Here is a 15,669-nt window from a genome sequence, read left to right on the forward strand (position 1 = left end):
TTGAGGCGCAGATAAGACTTGTCAGGGGGGGCATGAGCCCGTAGTTACTCGCGCTCTTGGCCCAAGGGGGCGATCCCGCCCAACAGGCTATCTACTGGTTTGGGGGTACGTCGATGAACGCACTTGCTCAACTGGGGATGGTCTCGGAACACCCGAGCAATAACCAGGCAATTTCTGTTCCGGTCTCGTCTGACGATGATCGCAAGGATTACTTCGTCGAAAAAGATGGCGAGAAGTTTGCAGGTACACACCTGCTGGTTGATTTGTGGGATGCCACAAATCTGGACGATCCTGAAAAGATCGACCGCACCCTGTGTGAAGCGGCTCTTGCCGCAGGTGCGACCATTCTGCACAGTCATTTCCACCATTTCACGCCCAATGGCGGCGTGTCTGGCGTGGTCGTGCTGGCCGAAAGCCATATATCCATTCATACATGGCCCGAGCGTGCCTTTGCAGCCGTGGATATCTTCATGTGCGGGGCATGTGACCCCAATCTGGCTATCCCCGTGATGCAGCGCCTGTTTCAGGCAGGTCGTCTGGAAGTGGATGAACAGCGGCGCGGGCGCGTTGCCCTGTAAGCATCACGCTCCAGCAGTGTGGTGTATTTTTCCGGCAGGGGCCAGAACATCTGTTCTGGCCCCTGTCCGCTGAATCGGGACTGGAAAATCATGGCTGACCAATGGATTGAAGAAACCCTGTATGACAACTGGGGCCAGCGCTTCCGTGTCAAACAGGAACTGGCGCGCACCCGCAGCCCGTTTCAGGACATTGTGGTGTTTGAAAGCGAGTCGCACGGGCGCGTGCTGCTGCTGGATGGTGTTGTGCAGATTACTGAAGGCGATGAATTCGTTTATCAGGAAATGCTGACTCACGTGCCGCTGTTCACGCATGCCGCCCCGCGCACTGTGCTGATTATCGGCGCAGGGGATGGTGGCGTGCTGCGCCGGGTGCTGGAACATCCGGGTGTGGAAAAGGCCGTGATGGTGGAAATTGATGGCGCTGTCATCGAGCTTTCCAAAAAATATCTGCCCGGAATTGCCGGTGATGCGTGGACCAACCCCCGCGCCGAGGTGATTGTGGGAGACGGGATTGATTACGTGGCGCGCGCCGCGGATGCATCTTTCGATGCCATTATTGTGGACAGCACAGACCCGATTGGCGTGGGTGAAGTCCTGTTTACAGATTCGTTCTATGAACATTGCGCCCGCGTGCTCACGGCCGAGGGGCTCATTGTCAATCAGTGCGGTGTACCCTTCATGCAGGCGGATGAACTGCATGAAACCAGCCTGCGCCGCGCCAAGTTTTTCCCGCATGTGTCTGCCTATGTAGCGGCTGTGCCGACTTATGTTGGCGGGTTCATGACACTGGGGATTGCCTCCAAGGGCAAAAACCCGGCGGGTCAGGATGTGGCCGCCGTGCGCGCCCGCGCAGAGGCAGCCGGAATTCTGGGAAAAACGCAGTACTGGACACCCGAAATTCACGTCGGGTCGTTTAATCTGCCGCCGTATATCGCCCGTCATCTGCCTGCGGAAAAAGTGTAACACGCACACGTGACTGACCGGGATCGTGATTGACTTGCTAGTGCAATGATGTCACGGTTCCACCCGCGCAGAGGGAGAGACCGGTCCTGCACCGGCGCCGAAGGAGCAACCGCCCCGGAAACTCTCAGGCAAAAGGACCCTGCGCAGTAAAACTTCTGGAGAGTGGCGCCTGAGCGCCCGCCGACGGGATAGCGATCTCAGGCAAAAAAACAGAAGGGGCAGACGGATTATCCTGGTCCGGGGCCCTTATGTTGTCTTTCTTCGTTAGTATCTGCGCAGCGTATGAAAAACGGCCTCGTCCTCTTACGGAAGGCTGCGGCCATGAGCGCTGATTCTCTCCTTCACACTCCCCTCTATAACCTGCATGTGGACGCAGGCGGCAAGATGGTGCCGTTTGCAGGCTATGCCATGCCGCTGAATTATGCCGATGGCATTATGGCGGAGCATCGGCATGTGCGCACCCATGCGGGGCTGTTTGATGTCTCCCACATGGGGCAGGTGCGTCTGCGCGCCCGTTCGGGAGATGGCGCGGCTGCGGCGCATGCGCTCGAGCGCCTTGTTCCGGCGGATATCGTTTCCCTCAAGAGTGGCAGGCAGCGCTACACGCAGTTCACCAATGAAAAAGGTGGCATTCTGGATGACCTGATGGTTGCCCGGATGGGAGAATCCCTGCTGCTGGTGATCAATGCCGCCTGCAAGGCGGCCGATATCGCGCATCTTCAGGATGAACTGGCCGACTGTCTGGTGGAAGTGCTGGAAGACCGCGCCCTGCTGGCCCTTCAGGGGCCGGAAGCGGAAGCCGCGCTGGCACGGCTGGCCCCCTCCGTGCGGGACATGACCTTCATGGAAGTGCGCGAAGTGGATGTAGGGGGTGCGCTCGGCATCATCTCCCGCTCCGGCTACACGGGGGAAGACGGGTTTGAAATCTCGGTCCCTGCGCTGGATGCCTCCCGCGTGGCCCGCAAGCTGCTGGAACAGCCCGAGGTGAAGCTGATCGGCCTTGGCGCGCGGGACAGCCTGCGTCTGGAAGCCGGGATGTGCCTCTATGGTTCCGATATTGATGAGACCACCACCCCGGTTGAAGCCGCGCTGGAATGGTCCATCCAGAAAAGCCGCCGCCGTGGTGGCGTGCGGGAAGGGGGCTTCCCGGGGGCTGATGTCATTCTGGCGCAGCTTGAAGAGGGGGTTTCCCGCCGCCGCGTTGGCCTGCTGCCTGAAGGCCGTGCCCCTGTGCGCGGTGGCGCGCCGCTTTACGCGGATGGTGAATTCACAACGCCTCTTGGCAAGGTGACCTCCGGTGCCTTCGGCCCCACGGCGGAATCTCCCGTGGCCATGGCCTATGTGGCAACGGACTATGCCGCGCCGAACACTCCGGTCGTGGCGGAACTGCGTGGCCGTGCCGTGCCGGCCATTGTGCATGTGCTGCCGTTTGTTCCAGCTCGTTTCAAACGGTAAGAGCTGGCAGTAAGGGCCGGTTTTTTCCAGTTTCCCTCAGGTTTTTTCAAGATATCTGTTTTTATGGAGTGCTGACCAATGACGCTGTATTTCACCAAAGAACACGAATGGCTCCGCGTAGAGGGCGATTCCGCCGTTGTCGGCATCACCAAACACGCAGCCGAAGAGCTGGGTGAACTGGTGTTTGTTGAAACCCGTGATGCCGGGACCGTGGTGCAGGCAGGGGACTCCATCGCTGTGGTGGAATCCGTGAAGGCTGCATCTGACATTTATGCCCCGGTTGATGGGGAAGTGCTGGAAAGCAATGCCCAGCTTGCGGATGACCCGGCCCGTGTCAGCTCCGACCCGGAAGGAGAAGGCTGGATTGTCAAATTCCGTCTGGCCAAGCCGGAGCAGCTTGATGCCCTGATGGATGCAGACGCTTACGCCGCCTTCATCGCCTGATAGGACGGCCTTCTGGAAACGTCACGACTACTGCCCAGTTTTTTCAGGATACCCCCGCATGTTCTCCCTTGCTTCCGGCCCGAACCGCACGTCCGGTTCTTCTGTTGATACCCTGCCAGCCTTTGCGGGCCTTCAGCCGGAGGCGGGGCCTTTTGTGGCCCGCCATATCGGCCCCACGCCGGATGATCTGGCGGTTATGCTCGAGACCGTGGGGGTCTCCTCCCTTGAGGCGCTGACGCAGGAAACCATTCCTGCGGCCATTCGGGCCACAAAGCCCATGGAGATCGGGGCAGGCTGGAGCGAAAGCGCTGTTCTGGCCCGCCTGCGGGAACTGGCCGGGCAGAATCAGGTCATGACGTCTCTTATCGGGCAGGGCTATTATGGGACCATCCTGCCTGCCGTTATTCAGCGGAACATTCTGGAAAATCCGGCCTGGTACACGGCCTATACGCCGTATCAGCCGGAAATCAGCCAGGGCCGTCTGGAAGCGCTGCTCAACTTCCAGACCATGATTACCGAACTCACCGGCCTCGATATTGCCAATGCCTCGCTGCTGGATGAAGCCACGGCGGCGGCGGAAGCCATGGCGCTGGCGCGGCGTGTTGCAAAATCCCGGGCGACTGCGTTCTTTGTGGATGCGGACTGCCACCCGCAGACCATCGCGGTTCTGAAAACCCGTGCCCTGCCCATGGGCATTACGCTGGTTTACGGAAACCCGCTGACGGATCTGGTGCCCGCGGAGGTTTTCGGGGCGCTGTTCCAGTATCCCGGCACATCCGGCACGGTGGCTGACCCGCGCGGCGTGATTGAAGCCCTGCATGCGGCCTCCGGCATTGCCGTGATGGCGGCTGATCCTCTGGCACTGACCCTGCTGACACCGCCGGGTGAACTGGGTGCGGATATCGCCATTGGTTCCACGCAGCGCTTTGGCATTCCCATGGGCTTTGGCGGCCCGCATGCGGCCTATATGGCGGTGCGGGATGCGTGGAAGCGCAGCATGCCGGGCCGTCTCGTGGGTGTGTCTGTCGATAGTGCCGGGCGTCCGGCGTATCGTCTGGCGCTCCAGACGCGTGAGCAGCATATCCGGCGCGAAAAAGCGACTTCCAACATCTGCACGGCGCAGGTTTTGCTGGCTGTTATTGCCGGGATGTATGCGGTGTACCACGGGCCGGATGGCCTGCGCGCCATTGCCCGCCGCATTAACGGCCTGACCGCCACGTTGGCTTCCGGTCTGCGGGCGCTGGGCGTTACGGTGGAAACCACGGCGTTTTTTGATACGATCACAGTGCAGGCCGGGGCCGGGGCGCAGGATATTCTGGCCCGCGCCCGCTCTGCCGGGCTGAACCTGCGCGATGCGGGTGCGGGCCGTGTTGGCATCAGTCTGGATGAAACCAGTTCTGCCAGCACGGTGGCGGCGGTCTGGTCCTCCTTCTGTGCGGAACAGGGCCGGGTGGATGCCATGGCCGCGGCGCTGGCCCCTGCCGGGAGCGTGATCCCGCAGGAACTGGAACGCAAAACGGCCTTCCTGAAGCAGCCGGTTTTCAAATCCTGCCGTTCTGAAACCGATATGCTGCGCTACATGCGCCGCCTGTCCGACAAGGATCTGGCGCTGGACCGCACCATGATCCCGCTCGGCTCCTGCACCATGAAGCTGAACGCCACGGTGGAGATGATTCCCATCACATGGCCTGGCTTCTGTGACATCCACCCCTTTGCCCCGCAGGACCAGACGCAGGGATACCAGACCCTGTTTGCGGATCTGGAAAAATGGCTGTGCGCCATCAGCGGGTATGATGCGGTTTCTTTCCAGCCCAACTCCGGCGCGCAGGGTGAATATGCTGGCCTGCTGGCTATCAGCGCCTACCATCATGCACGGGGGCAGGCGCACCGCACGGTCTGCCTGATCCCGGCTTCCGCGCATGGCACAAACCCCGCCTCCGCCCAGATGGCGGGCATGCAGGTGGTGGTGGTGCTGTGTGATGAAGAGGGCAACATCGACCTTGAAGACATGCGGGCAAAGGTGAAGGCTCATGCGGACAATCTGTCCGCGGTGATGATCACCTATCCCTCCACTCACGGCGTGTTTGAAGAAAGCATGCGCGAAATCTGTGATCTGGTGCATGAAGCCGGTGGGCAGGTTTATGTGGATGGCGCGAACATGAACGCGCAGGTCGGTCTGGCCCGCCCGGCGGATTATGGTGGGGATGTCAGCCACTTCAACCTGCATAAAACCTTCTGCATTCCGCATGGCGGCGGTGGTCCGGGCATGGGGCCGATTGGGGTGCGTGCGCATCTGGCGCCCTTCCTGCCGGGCAACCCGGCAGAAGCCGGGACCGAGCTGGCTGTCAGCGCGGCACCGTTTGGCTCGGCCTCCATCCTGCCCATCTCATGGGCCTATATCCGCCTGATGGGGGATGAAGGGCTTCAGCGCGCCACGCAGTTTGCCATTCTGAACGCCAACTACATTGTCAGCCGTCTGGCCGGGGCCTATCCGGTGCTGTATCGCGGGGCCAGAGGCCGCGTGGCGCATGAATGCATTCTGGACCTGCGCCCGCTGAAAGACATCGCCGGGGTTACGGTGGATGATATGGCCAAGCGTCTGGTGGATTATGGTTTCCATGCCCCGACAGTCAGCTTCCCGGTGGCGGGCACGTTCATGATCGAGCCGACGGAATCTGAAGGCAAAGCCGAGCTTGATCGCTTCTGTGATGCCATGCTGGCCATTCGTGAAGAAATTCGCGCCATTGAGGCAGGCCGGATCAGCGTGGAAGCCTCCGCCCTGCGCCATGCTCCGCATACGGCGAGTGCCGTGACGATGGAACCCTGGCCGCATGCTTATGTCCGTCAGGACGCCTGCTTCCCGCCGGGCGTCAAGTTCGCCAGCAAATACTGGCCGCCGGTGGGCCGCATTGATAACGTGCATGGAGACAAGAACCTGATCTGCTCCTGCCCGGACATTGCGGAGTGGATGGAATAATCCCGGTTCCGTAAAACAGGACTGGAAAAGGGGCGGCGCCATAAGGTGCCGCCCCTTTTTATCAGAATAAGTCTGCTTGCCGGGGGGCATCAGACCACAGGTTTACAGACTCACAGCCCCTCAGACTTACAAGGGGCAGCCGGGTGCCTGTCAGGCATCCGCCTTGCCGGCCCGCAGGCAGAAGCGCGTGATTTCCGGCGGGCAGGCGAGACGCAGCGCGAAACCGGGCCACAAGCCGGTGCCATTGCTTACATAGAGTGTCATGCCGCCCACAGTGTAGCGGCCCGAGACAAACCCGTTATTCCCGCGTGCGACAAGGGAGGCGAGGCCCGGAATCATGCCGCCATGTGTATGGCCTGAGAGTTGCAGCGCCACTCCGGCCTTCGCCGCGTCCGGTGCGTTGCGCGGCTGATGGTCCAGCAGCACAACCGGCGCACCCGCTGGGCGGCCCGCAAGAGCGGCGGCAAGATCGGGGCCAGCCTGACCATGGCCTTCAGCGGAGAGGTCCGTGACGCCCGCAACCACCAGATGTGCGTCTCCGCGTGTGAGAACGGTGTGGGCATTCAGCAGCATCTGCATGCCCAGGCCGGATAAATGCTGTATCCAGTCCGCGTAATCGAAAAAATACTCATGGTTGCCGGGAATGGCCAGAACACCATCCGGGGCATGAAGCTGGCGCAGGGGGGCGATATCAGCCCGGCGCATGGCAACCGAGCCATCAATAAAATCTCCCGTCACAACAATCAGATTCGCTCCGGCGGCATTGGCGCGGGCCACAACCTGTTCTGTCCAGAGCGCGGGGAACAGGCGGCTGATATGCAGATCCGAGAGCTGAAGCAGGCGATATCCATCAAAACGCTCGGGCAGGCCGGGCAGGAACACCATCACATCGCGCACGGCAGGCACCCGAATCGCATTGGCCACCGCAACGGCGGTCAGCAACCCAGCCAGCCCGGCAGCCGCCAGACGCACGGCATCAGGGATGTGCACCAGCCGCCATACAGCCAGAGACCAGACCAGAGCACTCAGAATCAGCGCGCATTGTAAAAGGGCGAGGAACAGGAGCGTTCCGAATGCCCAGTTGAACAGGATGACAAGAGGGCGAGGAAATTCCGGAGCAAACACGGAGCCAGAGGAGAGTTTGCACCATGAAGAGAACTGCGCTGCACCCAGCATCAGAACCGCGATAAAAATTTTCAGGCCCAGAGGCAGAGTGAGTGGCCAGAGCCAGGTGAGGAGGACAATCAGGCACGGGAGAGAGACAATCAGGCGCAAGGGGATCGTTTCCTCATGAAAGAGCGAGAGAGGGTAGAGCAGACACCAGTCAGGCCGGTCCCATGTGCCTGAGAGTGATAGCGTTCTGCTCTGATACCTCTGGATCGGTCCTTCAGAGTCGCCGTTTCATCTCCCCGACAATCCGGGCAAAAACATCCGGTGCATCAAGCGCACGGGCCAGCACAATCGCGCCCTGAATACCGGCCACAATCTGCTCGGCATGCTCCCGTGCCGCCTGTTCCGTGGCATGTCGGCCGCGCAGCGCGGTTGTCAGGGCCTGTACCCACCGGATGAAATACGTCCGTATGGCATCCGCAAACCGGTCCCGACTGTTGCTGAGTCCCAGCAATCCTACAAGACAGACGCGCTGGCCAGAGGCAAAATAAGCAAGTACAGCCTCGAACATGGCCTCAAGAGAGGCCGCCGGCTGCGTGGAGGTTAGAAGGGGCTGAAAAATCTCCGTCTCGAACCAGTGGTCGATAGCGGCCAGAACGGAGGTCATCATCTCATCCTTCCCGCCGGGAAAGAAATGGTAGAGGCTCCCTTTGCCCAAACCTGTTGCCTGTGAAATCAGGCTCAGGCTCGTGCCTTCATACCCATGCTCCCGAAAAACTTCGGCCAGCACGGGAATGACATCGGCTTTTTCAGAAACAAGACGGGCCACAGATCCTAGAGCCCTAGGTCGCTCAGGGAAGGGAAGTCATCTGGCCGGCGCGCGCCTGTCCAGAGCAGTTTGCGGTCCGCTTCAGAGATGGGCAGATCATTGATGGAGGCCACACGCCGGCGCATCAGCCCGCTTTCGTCAAACTCCCACAGCTCGTTTCCATAAGAGCGGAACCACTGGCCTGCTGCGTTGTGCCATTCATAGGAAAACCGCACGGCAATCCGGTTTGCCTGAAACCCCCAGAGTTCCTTGACCAGCCGGTAATCCTGCTCCTGCTGCCATTTGCGGGTCAGGAAGGCGATAATGTCTTTGCGTCCCTGAATGAAGTCTGTCCGGTTTCGCCAGAAGCAGTCCGGCGTGTATGCCTGCGCGACCTGTTCGGCATTCTGGCTGTTCCAGGCATCTTCAGCCGCGCGGACCTTCAGCGGAGCGGTTTCTTCTGTAAAGGGAGGGAGGGGGGGTCTGATCATGAAAGCCTCTGTACCGTTTGGTTCTGAGTTTACCTATCAGTACAGAATGCGCGTATCAAGCGTGAGAGTCAGGCATAAAAAAACCGCCCCGGTTTCAAACCGGGGCGGTTCAGAATGTTCACGCCGTATTGCGCAGGAAGATTTTACTGCTGGCCATCAAAGGTGATGGAAGAGTCTTCCGCACCGCTGGTAAGCGGGTGAGCGTTTTCCGGAGCCTGCGCCAGCTGTGTTTCGCCACCCTGCGCGCGGGCTTTTTTGGCCCATGCGGTCATGACGTCATGGCTGCTGCTATGATGGGCTTCATGTGAGCGGGGATAGATGAAGCCGTAAGTGGGGTAGATGGAGCCATACGTGCCTGAACGGTTGTTCAGGGCAACACGAACAGCAGACCAGTCATTGTTGGGAGAGACGTCAATCACGGAGACGTTCCGGCTGATACCAGCCTGGCCCCAGTGAGACTGATCAATAACAATCGTGCGGTTATCCACCACGTTGCGCACCACGGCCACGTGGCCCAGCGGCATGCGGCGGATGGGGCGGAAGTTCAGGATACTGCCTTCTGCCGGAGCATGACCACGGTCATAAACGCCAGCGGCATTGTGCCACCAGTCACGGGCATTGCCGCCCAGCGCGACGTCAGAGGCAGATTTGGCGTAGGCAACGCACTGAATAACGTGACCGCCACCATAGCTATAGCCGTGGTGGAGCATGACATGGCTGCCTTCATAACCGCCGCGCAGGGAGTAGCGGCGGCCAGCAGCCGGGTGCCAGCGCCCACCGGCATATCGCCCGGCAGCGCGGCCGGAGATGTGGTAGGACGCTGCGGAGAACGTCATTTTATGGGAACCATGTGAGACATGGGACGCGTTGGAAAAACCGGTGTGATGCACGCGCACCGCAGAGTGGCGTGCCTTTGCAGAGGCGGGCTGAACGAAGGCGGATAACGACAGAAGGGAAACAACGGCCATCGTAAGGTTGAGTTTTCCTGGCCGTCTCTGTCGCATTTTCAGCGTGCCTTCCCTGCATCACGGTTCAGTCAATGTGATCATAGGTATAAACATCTGCGCAAGTCAGGCAAGCGTTCATTGCGGGGCAAATTCGAGAGAGGATGGGTTTGCCAATTCAATACCGTTCAAAGTCAGAAAATAGGAATAAAATCCTATAAACCGCCACGATGATGCCCAAATTTCCGAACGTTAGGCTCTTGTTCAGAAAGTTGCCAATCTGTTCCGGCCCAGTGGATTCGGTTCTGCTGTGGCATAGATGCCACGCCAGACAGGAGCCCACGGGGCCGGCGGCAGGGTATTATTTCGTGGTGATAACCATGATTTCGACCAGAATGCGCGGGTCAGCCATCACGGCCTGCACGCAGGCGCGGGCCGGAGCGCCGTTGGCCGGGAGCCATGCGCTCCACAGTGTGTTCAGCGTTTCACGGTCATTGATGTCTTTCAGCCAGATCTGGGCCTGAAGCAGGCGGGTGTTGTCCGTGCCGTGCTGCTCCAGCAGAGTGTCAAGCTGGTCCAGAACATCGCGGGTCTGGCCTTCCATATCCAGATCCAGATTCCGGGCCACCACGCCCTGCGTGAAAATAAAGCCGTGATATTCCACCGCAGCAGACAGAATCGGGTTGGGGTTGGTGCGCAGAATTTTGCTCATAGGGGTCTCTTCCGGGTTTCAGCGGGTTTGCTGACCGGCTTTGTGCCGGCAGACCCCCAGTTTTCGGTGCCTGAACCCGTGCGGTCAACCGGGGTTCGTGCAGAACCGTGCATAGGCCGCCAGTCTTTCCGGCGTGTCGAAATCCACAAGCTCTTCCGGGCGGGCCAGAATCCGGCGCACGGCAGGGCCAAGCGCGCGGAGAATCGCCCGGCCTCCCTGATCTCCCTGCACAGCGGCAAGGGCATCAAACTGCGCGGCATCCCACACCACGGGGTTGCCGGGTTTGCCGTCCCCCCGGTCAGGTGCTGTGGCGGGTGCGCGGAAATGCGCATGGTCCCGCAGCAGCGCCTCCAGCAATGCGGCGGAAACCAGCGGCATATCCCCCAGACACACAAGCAGGGCCGGAGCATGCTCCGCGCGGGCTGCATCCACCCCGACTCGCAGGGAGGCTGAAAGCCCATCCTGTGCGTTGTGCGCAATCCGGGTTTCCAGGCGGGGTGTTTCGGGCAGGGCCGTGTCGAGCAGGCGGGCAAGCTCCGGTCGGTCAGGCGGGAGAATTACCATCACCTTGCCCGCGGTGGCGGCCAGAACGGTTCTGGTGGTGCGCACCAGCATGGCAACGCCCTGGGCATCGGGGGCAAGCAGCTTGTGGGCGGGGGCCGTGCGGGAAGAACGGCCTGCCGCCAGAATAATGGCCAGTGGCGCGCCGGGGGCGGCCTCTACCATCCCCGGTTTTCCGCAAGAGCGGATTTGCGCCGCACTGCAACAATTTCCGCCAGAATGGACAGCGCGATTTCCTCAGCGCCCACTGCGCCAATCGCCAGCCCGACCGGACCGTGAATGCGGCGGATTGCCTCTTCGGTAAATCCGGCCTCCCGCAAGCGCGCCATCCGGCTGGCCTGCGTTGTGCGGGAACCAAGCGCGCCAATGTAAAAAGCAGGGCTGCGAAGTGCGGCTTCCAGAGTCGGGTCATCCAGCTTGGCGTCATGCGTCAGGGTGACAATGGCTGTCATGCCATCAACATCCAGAGCCTCCAGAGCCTCATCCGGCCATTCGGTAATCAGCGTTTCGCCAGAAATAAAGCCGGGAAAGCGTTCGGGGGTGGCCAGAGCGGTGCGCGGGTCAATCACCACCGGGGCAAATCCTGTCATCCGGGCCAGAAGGGCCAGATGCTGGGCAATATGCACAGCGCCCACAATCAGCAGGCGCGGCGGCGGGGCCAGCGGTTGCAGGAACCATGCTCGCCCCTGTGCATCCGTCTCATTCTGGCAGCGGCCGGACTGGAGGCTTGTCAGAGCCGCGGCGGCCAGCTCTTGCGGAAAGGACTCCGCCAGCGGGGTTTTACCTGCCACACCGGTGAGAGTCTCGCGGGAGAGGAGAACGTGCGCCGCACCATCCAGTGTGCGGGCCAGCACAATGCTGTTCCGGGCGTTCTGCTGTGTGCAGGCCTCGGCCAGAACCGAGTCCGGCAGAGTGCCGGAGGGGCAGGCCGGGGAGTTTATGGCTTCCACCATCACATCCAGCTTGCCACCACAGGCCAGCCCCACTTCCCACGCGCGGGCGCTGCTGATGCCGTAATGCAGCACGTCCGGCGGCGCGCCCGCCAGAATGGCCTGTGCGGCGGTTATCACATCTGTCTCCACACAGCCGCCACTTACGGAGCCTTCAACCCGGCCGGTGTCACTTATCGCCATCAGGCTTCCCGCCGGGCGTGGAGAACTGCCCCATGTTCCCACCACGGTGGCAAGAGCCACGGCGTGGCCCTGCCGCACCCATGAAAGAGCGTGGTCAAGCGGCGTGAGCGGGTGGGGCGGCGGGAGAACAGTCATAGAGCCGAGTCTATACCAGTCTGCGCAGGTCATGCCCACGGAATGAATGTGGGGCAGGCCTGCCTTTGCGGCAGGTTCCCGCAGGCATGGGGGCTTGATACGCAGGAACGAAGGCCCATGTCTTATGATGAGTTATTAAAGATTGAGGAGTGATTTTATGAGTGAAGCAAGAGACGGTCGCGTCATTTATGTTGTTGCTGATGGTGGGAAGGTTCGCTTCCTGCATGACAGCGCGGGCAAGCTGCACGACGTGCAGGATTTTGACAGCGAAAAACATGAAGGCACTCCCGGCAAGCTGCCGACGGGCGCAACCCCGAAAGATGCCGCAAAAGATGGATTTGCCCGCGTGGTAGCGGATCGTCTGAACGCGCTGGCCAACAGTGGTGAGAAGATTGACGGCTTTGTGCTGGCCGCTCCTCCGTCTGTGCTGCACGAAATCCGCACACATCTGGGCAAACCCGCGACCGCAAAGCTGATCAAGACGTTTGATAAGGATTTCACCAATATTCCGGCTCATGATCTGCGCAAGCATTTTGATATTCCGGTAACAGGCTGGGTTCTGCCATCCTGAACCCTGAAATCAGAGGGTTAAAAACTGAAAACTGCCCGTGCCCTCGCACGCGGCAGTTTTTTTATTTAAAAACGTTTTAAAAGTGATGCGCGGGGTCGCGTGCAAACGACGTATGAGATCTTTATCAGGAGAGGCGTGAGACCTCCTCAGGTCAAGATCTGAGGCCCGGCACTCCCACAGGAAGGAAGCTTTGCCTTGCATTTAGTGTATCCCGGCATGCAGTTGCAGGTTCTGCCTGTTACACCGTTCCGGCAGAACTGTTCCCTGTTGTGGGATGACACAACGCGACACGCACTGGTGGTGGACCCCGGCGGGGATGCTGATGTTCTGATGGACATCATCCGGCAGCGCGGGCTGACGGTGGATGCGGTTCTCATCACTCATGGGCATCTGGACCATGCGGGCGGTGTGGCGCCTTTGTGTCGTGCTCTGGCAAAGGAGCAAGGCAAAGCGCCAGTGGTGATCGGGCCGGACAAGCGGGATGAGTTCCTGCTCTCGTCCATTGCCGAGCAGGGGCGCCGTTTCGGGCTATCTGACCTGGAAGACGCAACAGTGGACCGGTACACCCAGGATGGAGAAACGCTGGACCTGCTGGGCCGGGCTTTTCTGGTTCTCCACGTGCCGGGCCATACACCGGGGCACGTTGTTTTTGTTGATAAAGCCGCCCGGTTTGCTTTCGCGGGTGATACGCTGTTCCGCGGTACAGTTGGCCGGACAGACTTTCCCTACGGAGACAGCGCCCTTTTAATTAGTACTATTAATGAGAAATTACTTCCTCTAGGGGATGATATTGTCATTATGCCGGGGCACGGCAGCTCAACCACTTTGGGCGAGGAACGCATGAACACTCCGTTTCTCTGTGCCGGCTAAGTAGGAGTTTGTGAGTGAAACAGGGTATTTATGGCACGATGGTCCTCTGCCTTGCAGCCGGTCTGCTGCTGGGAGCCAGTTCGGCCCGGGCGGATGATTTGGGGGAGCCAACCCAGGCTCAGGCAACACTGCCGAAAGAAAACCTCACAATTGCCTCCGCAACTGGTCATCACGTCTTTTCGGTAGAGCTGGCAAAAACACCGCGTCAGCAGCAGGTGGGGGAAATGTTCCGCACCCGGATTCCGGCGGATAGCGGCATGCTGTTCCTGTGGGATACCCCGCAGCAGAGCGATATGTGGATGGAAAACACGCTTGTTCCGCTGGATATCGTCTTTATTGGAGCAGACCGCCGGATTCAGGCTATTGCGGAAAATGCCGTGCCGCGCAGCCTTGCGCATATCAGCAGCCATGGGCTTGTTGCCGCAACGCTGGAACTTCCGGGTGGCGTGACCGCCAGGCTGGGTATTACCGTGGGAGACAAGGTGGAAGCACCGTCTCTGGAAAAAAAAAAAAAAAAAATCCTGACACAGGGCGTTCTGTCCGGGGGGTACGCTCAGCCCCGGCGGCGGGGTTGTAACGGGGCAGTAACGTGACGTTTTTAGTAACCGGGGCCGCTGGCTTTGTTGGCTATCATGTAAGCCAGGCGCTTCTGCAAAGAGGTGAGCGGGTTATCGGGCTTGATAACCTGAACCCGTATTATAGCCCTACCCTCAAGCGAGCCCGGCTGGCCCGGCTGGAGCAGGCGCCGGGGTTTGTTTTTCAGCAGCTTGATTTGACAGAGCCTGACGCATTGGAGGCCCTCGCCACGCGGGAGCCGGATATTCGTGGCATCTTTCACTTCGCCGCGCAGGCAGGCGTGCGCTATTCCATGCGTGACCCGTATGTGTTTGCGGACAGCAATGTGCTGGGCCATGTGGCCGTTCTGGAATTTGCGCGCAAACTGAAGCGGCTGGACCATCTGGTCTATGCCTCGTCATCATCCGTCTATGGACGGAACACCAGCATGCCCTTCCGCGAGACAGACCGGGTGGATCATCCCGGCTCGTTCTATGCGGTAACCAAGCGGGCTGGTGAACTTACATCCTCCACATACAGCCACCTGTATGGCCTGCCGCAAACCGGCCTGCGCTTCTTTACGGTCTATGGCCCGTGGGGGCGGCCGGATATGGCTTATTACAGCTTCGCCCGTGCCATTGCGCGGGGGGAAGATGTCACTCTCTATGAGGGAGACGGCCTCGCGCGGGACTTCACCTATATTGCGGATGTTGTAGCCGGGGTTCTGGCCGTGTTCGAAAAGCCGCCAGCGGCAGGAGAGGCGCGCGTGCTGAATATCGGCAACCAGCGGCCGGAATCGGTGCGCTATCTTGTGAGCCTGCTGGAATGTGAGCTGGGCCGGAAGGCCAGACTTCGCCTTCTCCCGCGTCCGCAGGCGGATGTTGAAAAGACGTGGGCCTCAATAGATGCCATCCAGTCTCTTACAGGCTGGCACCCCACAACGGTGCTGGAAGAGGGCGTACAGCGCTTTGTTTCCTGGTTCCGCGCTTACGAACCCCTTACGACAGACGCCTGAATCCGAATCATGGATTGTCTTTAATGATTTAAAAGAGGGCCAGAAGAGCCTTCCTTATGGGGTGGAACCCGATTCAGCCCCGGTTTTCCGGGGATTTCGAATAAATTTCCAAAGTGTGTTGACAGTGTATGCCTGATCGCTTAGAAACCGCTTCACCGACGCGGTGGTGTTTAACGGTTGACGGAGCTGAGAGGCTCTGCTAAGTTACTTGGCCCGGTTGGGGGATGGTCTTTGAAAAGAGAATAAGAAGAGAGGGATATGCTGACGGCGTATCTTTTTGATCTAGCGGCCTTTTGGTTGTTAGGTTGAGGGGATCTGACTGAATTTCTGATTTGGTCATGACGTTT

At 59.9% G+C, this 15,669-nt stretch carries 16 protein-coding genes and 1 riboswitch; of the genes, 9 read left to right on the top strand and 7 right to left on the bottom strand.

Annotated features, from left to right (window positions below):
• Positions 1-113: 113 nt before the first annotated feature.
• The 5 genes from speD (at position 114) to gcvP (ending at position 6,417) form a co-directional block, all read left to right on the top strand.
• On the top strand, positions 114-578 hold the full coding sequence (gene speD / locus GOB82_RS08610) for an adenosylmethionine decarboxylase (protein ID WP_166122130.1): 465 nt from the start codon (positions 114-116) through the stop codon (positions 576-578).
• A gap of 90 nt (positions 579-668) precedes the next feature.
• Positions 669-1,541, top strand: a complete 873-nt coding sequence (speE, locus tag GOB82_RS08615) for a polyamine aminopropyltransferase (protein ID WP_166122132.1) — start codon at positions 669-671, stop codon at positions 1,539-1,541.
• Between the two features lie 61 nt (positions 1,542-1,602).
• Positions 1,603-1,690: riboswitch (glycine riboswitch) on the top strand.
• Between the two features lie 172 nt (positions 1,691-1,862).
• The gene (gene gcvT / locus GOB82_RS08620) at positions 1,863-2,996 is read left to right on the top strand and encodes a glycine cleavage system aminomethyltransferase GcvT (protein WP_166122134.1); all 1,134 of its coding nucleotides are present in this window, start codon (positions 1,863-1,865) and stop codon (positions 2,994-2,996) included.
• Positions 2,997-3,074: 78 nt separating this feature from the next.
• Positions 3,075-3,440 carry a glycine cleavage system protein GcvH gene (gene gcvH, locus GOB82_RS08625; RefSeq protein ID WP_166122136.1) on the top strand — a complete coding sequence of 122 codons (366 nt, stop codon included), beginning with the start codon at positions 3,075-3,077 and terminating at the stop codon, positions 3,438-3,440.
• Between the two features lie 58 nt (positions 3,441-3,498).
• The gene (gene gcvP / locus GOB82_RS08630) at positions 3,499-6,417 is read left to right on the top strand and encodes an aminomethyl-transferring glycine dehydrogenase (protein ID WP_166122138.1); all 2,919 of its coding nucleotides are present in this window, start codon (positions 3,499-3,501) and stop codon (positions 6,415-6,417) included.
• Positions 6,418-6,567: 150 nt separating this feature from the next.
• Here the strand turns inward: gcvP and GOB82_RS08635 are convergent, their stop codons facing one another.
• The 7 genes from GOB82_RS08635 to GOB82_RS08665 form a co-directional block, all read right to left on the bottom strand.
• The gene (locus tag GOB82_RS08635) at positions 6,568-7,692 is read right to left on the bottom strand and encodes a metallophosphoesterase (protein ID WP_166122140.1); all 1,125 of its coding nucleotides are present in this window, start codon (positions 7,690-7,692) and stop codon (positions 6,568-6,570) included.
• A gap of 112 nt (positions 7,693-7,804) precedes the next feature.
• Positions 7,805-8,356 (bottom strand): LmrA/YxaF family transcription factor, encoded by a 552-nt coding sequence (locus GOB82_RS08640; RefSeq protein WP_166122142.1) that lies wholly within the window; start codon positions 8,354-8,356, stop codon positions 7,805-7,807.
• A gap of 5 nt (positions 8,357-8,361) precedes the next feature.
• Positions 8,362-8,826: a nuclear transport factor 2 family protein gene (locus GOB82_RS08645; RefSeq protein WP_166122144.1), complete on the bottom strand. Its 465-nt coding sequence runs from the start codon at positions 8,824-8,826 to the stop codon at positions 8,362-8,364.
• A gap of 143 nt (positions 8,827-8,969) precedes the next feature.
• Positions 8,970-9,830, bottom strand: coding sequence for a CHAP domain-containing protein (locus GOB82_RS08650; RefSeq protein WP_166122146.1), 861 nt, complete (start codon positions 9,828-9,830; stop codon positions 8,970-8,972).
• Positions 9,831-10,131: 301 nt separating this feature from the next.
• A complete protein-coding gene (locus tag GOB82_RS08655) occupies positions 10,132-10,482 on the bottom strand; it encodes a RidA family protein (protein WP_166122148.1) in 351 nt (116 codons plus the stop codon).
• Between the two features lie 84 nt (positions 10,483-10,566).
• Positions 10,567-11,208: a nucleotidyltransferase family protein gene (locus GOB82_RS08660; protein WP_166122149.1), complete on the bottom strand. Its 642-nt coding sequence runs from the start codon at positions 11,206-11,208 to the stop codon at positions 10,567-10,569.
• Positions 11,202-12,311 (bottom strand): XdhC family protein, encoded by a 1,110-nt coding sequence (locus tag GOB82_RS08665; RefSeq protein ID WP_166122151.1) that lies wholly within the window; start codon positions 12,309-12,311, stop codon positions 11,202-11,204. Before GOB82_RS08665 ends, GOB82_RS08660 begins: the two co-directional genes overlap by 7 nt.
• A 157-nt stretch (positions 12,312-12,468) precedes the next feature.
• On the opposite strand from GOB82_RS08665, the gene GOB82_RS08670 reads away from it, so the two are divergent.
• From GOB82_RS08670 to GOB82_RS08685, 4 genes are all read left to right on the top strand, one after another.
• Positions 12,469-12,882 (top strand): host attachment protein, encoded by a 414-nt coding sequence (locus tag GOB82_RS08670; RefSeq protein ID WP_166122153.1) that lies wholly within the window; start codon positions 12,469-12,471, stop codon positions 12,880-12,882.
• Positions 12,883-13,098: 216 nt separating this feature from the next.
• Positions 13,099-13,752, top strand: a complete 654-nt coding sequence (locus GOB82_RS08675; RefSeq protein WP_166122172.1) for an MBL fold metallo-hydrolase — start codon at positions 13,099-13,101, stop codon at positions 13,750-13,752.
• Between the two features lie 38 nt (positions 13,753-13,790).
• On the top strand, positions 13,791-14,345 hold the full coding sequence (locus GOB82_RS08680) for a DUF192 domain-containing protein (RefSeq protein ID WP_194300432.1): 555 nt from the start codon (positions 13,791-13,793) through the stop codon (positions 14,343-14,345).
• A complete protein-coding gene (locus GOB82_RS08685; protein WP_166122156.1) occupies positions 14,342-15,322 on the top strand; it encodes an NAD-dependent epimerase/dehydratase family protein in 981 nt (326 codons plus the stop codon). The genes GOB82_RS08680 and GOB82_RS08685 overlap by 4 nt, the downstream gene beginning before the upstream one ends.
• Positions 15,323-15,669: the final 347 nt, after the last annotated feature.

Source organism: Acetobacter farinalis (assembly GCF_011516935.1).
In the GTDB taxonomy this organism is placed as follows: domain Bacteria; phylum Pseudomonadota; class Alphaproteobacteria; order Acetobacterales; family Acetobacteraceae; genus Acetobacter; species Acetobacter farinalis.

What these genes read in the sequence shown, in the direction of transcription:
- GOB82_RS08650 (WP_166122146.1), bottom strand. Translation starts at nt 9,830, where the DNA reads ATGCGACAGAGACGGCCAGGAAAACTCAACCTTACGATGGCCGTTGTT.
- GOB82_RS08680 (WP_194300432.1), top strand. Translation starts at nt 13,791, where the DNA reads ATGGTCCTCTGCCTTGCAGCCGGTCTGCTGCTGGGAGCCAGTTCGGCC.
- gcvH (WP_166122136.1), top strand. Translation starts at nt 3,075, where the DNA reads ATGACGCTGTATTTCACCAAAGAACACGAATGGCTCCGCGTAGAGGGC.
- GOB82_RS08655 (WP_166122148.1), bottom strand. Translation starts at nt 10,482, where the DNA reads ATGAGCAAAATTCTGCGCACCAACCCCAACCCGATTCTGTCTGCTGCG.
- GOB82_RS08665 (WP_166122151.1), bottom strand. Translation starts at nt 12,311, where the DNA reads ATGACTGTTCTCCCGCCGCCCCACCCGCTCACGCCGCTTGACCACGCT.
- speE (WP_166122132.1), top strand. Translation starts at nt 669, where the DNA reads ATGGCTGACCAATGGATTGAAGAAACCCTGTATGACAACTGGGGCCAG.
- speD (WP_166122130.1), top strand. Translation starts at nt 114, where the DNA reads ATGAACGCACTTGCTCAACTGGGGATGGTCTCGGAACACCCGAGCAAT.
- gcvP (WP_166122138.1), top strand. Translation starts at nt 3,499, where the DNA reads ATGTTCTCCCTTGCTTCCGGCCCGAACCGCACGTCCGGTTCTTCTGTT.
- GOB82_RS08670 (WP_166122153.1), top strand. Translation starts at nt 12,469, where the DNA reads ATGAGTGAAGCAAGAGACGGTCGCGTCATTTATGTTGTTGCTGATGGT.
- GOB82_RS08645 (WP_166122144.1), bottom strand. Translation starts at nt 8,826, where the DNA reads ATGATCAGACCCCCCCTCCCTCCCTTTACAGAAGAAACCGCTCCGCTG.
- GOB82_RS08660 (WP_166122149.1), bottom strand. Translation starts at nt 11,208, where the DNA reads ATGGTAGAGGCCGCCCCCGGCGCGCCACTGGCCATTATTCTGGCGGCA.
- GOB82_RS08675 (WP_166122172.1), top strand. Translation starts at nt 13,099, where the DNA reads ATGCAGTTGCAGGTTCTGCCTGTTACACCGTTCCGGCAGAACTGTTCC.
- gcvT (WP_166122134.1), top strand. Translation starts at nt 1,863, where the DNA reads ATGAGCGCTGATTCTCTCCTTCACACTCCCCTCTATAACCTGCATGTG.